Genomic DNA, 1,643 nt, shown 5'->3' on the forward strand with positions numbered 1-1,643 from the left:
GTGCTACGGCGGCCAACCAGATGGAGGGCGGCTTTTACGAAGGGAACAAGGGCTTGAATATTGCCGATGTCCTTCGTGGTGGGAAAGAAAGACTGGAGATCCTGCAGACTCCGGGTTTCAATTTTGAAATTGACCGGGAGAAGTATGGCTATTATCCAAATCATGAAGGCATTGATTTCTATTATCGCTACAAGGAAGACATTGCTCTTTTTGCGGAAATGGGCTTTAAGGTGTTCCGTATGTCGATTGCCTGGACACGGATTTTTCCAAATGGAAATGAACTGGAGGCGAATGAGGAAGGGCTCGCGTTTTATGACCGGGTGTTTGATGAATTGCACAAGCATGGGATTGAGCCGGTTGTGACGATTTCTCACTATGAGATGCCTGTCACTCTTGTAAAAGAATATGGCGGCTGGAGAAATCGCGAAGTCGTTACCTTTTTCGAAAGATACGTGAACGCAATCTTCAACCGTTATAAAAATAAAGTGAAGTACTGGATGACCTTCAATGAAATTAACAGTGGCTTGATCATGCCAATCATGGGGCTTGGATTCGCGATCCAAAAGGAAGAGGATAAATACCAGCCAACCTTCCAGGCATATCACCACCAATTTGTTGCCAGCAGCATCGCGGTAAAAGCGTGCCATGAAATCATCCCGGATGCGAAAATTGGCTGCATGATTTTATATGCGCCTGCTTACTCCTATGATTCCAATCCGGAAAATGTCATATATGCCCTTCAAGAGGAACGTTTCTTCAACTACTTCTGTGCAGATGTGCAGGTTAGAGGAGAGTATCCTGCTTTTATCATGCGGTATTTCAAAGAGCATAATATCGAGCTGGATATCCAGGACGGTGACATGGAATTAATTAAAGAGGGCACTGTGGATTACATTGGACTTAGTTACTATATGTCCAGGACTGAGATGAAAGACAAGTCCGGTTTTGGCAGCTCAGAAGGCAACTTGATTGGCGGAGTGAAGAATCCGTTCCTGAAGGCAAGTGATTGGGGATGGGAGATCGACCCGACAGGCTTGCGGATTAGCTTGAATCAATTGTACGACCGTTACCAGATTCCTCTTTTCGTTGTTGAAAATGGATTGGGAGCCCATGACCAAGTGGAAGAAGACGGCTCGATCCATGATGACTACCGGATTGATTATCTTCGTGACCATATTAAAGCGATGGGTGAAGCAATTGAAGATGGTGTGGAGTTGATGGGCTATACGAGCTGGGGCTGCATTGACATGGTAAGTATGTCAACAGGTGAGTTCTCGAAACGTTATGGCTTCATCTATGTCGACAAGCATGATGATGGCAGCGGGACACTGGAACGCAAACGGAAGAAGTCCTTCTTCTGGTATAAAGACGTTATTGCAACAAACGGAGAAAAACTATAAGGGAAAGACCCTCAGTGCATTCGCATGCTGAGGGTCTTTTTTTAAATATTACAGAACGTTTTTATAAAAATTGAACAAGTGAGTGTTAAGTTTTATGAATTTTTAGGTTCATCTCAGTTTTTGATATGATCCAAAACCTTGCGATATAACAGCATCAATTCAGGATTATCTTCTTCGTGAACGGGGGTTTTAAAAGTCCGTTCCATTTCAGCTAAAAGTCCTTTTAATTTAATAGCCTTTACC

The 1,643-nt window shown here is 43.6% G+C and carries 1 protein-coding gene; it reads left to right on the forward strand.

Translation table 11 applies throughout. The annotated features are described in order from the left end of the window. The coding region (locus WB217_RS06000; protein ID WP_423991595.1) for a glycoside hydrolase family 1 protein at nucleotides 1-1,400 on the forward strand (1,400 nt) is incomplete at its 5' end. Between the last annotated feature and the right edge of the window lie 243 nt (nucleotides 1,401-1,643).

The sequence above is a fragment of the Mesobacillus sp. genome (assembly GCF_049588175.1).
Lineage (GTDB): Bacteria > Bacillota > Bacilli > Bacillales > Cytobacillaceae > Mesobacillus.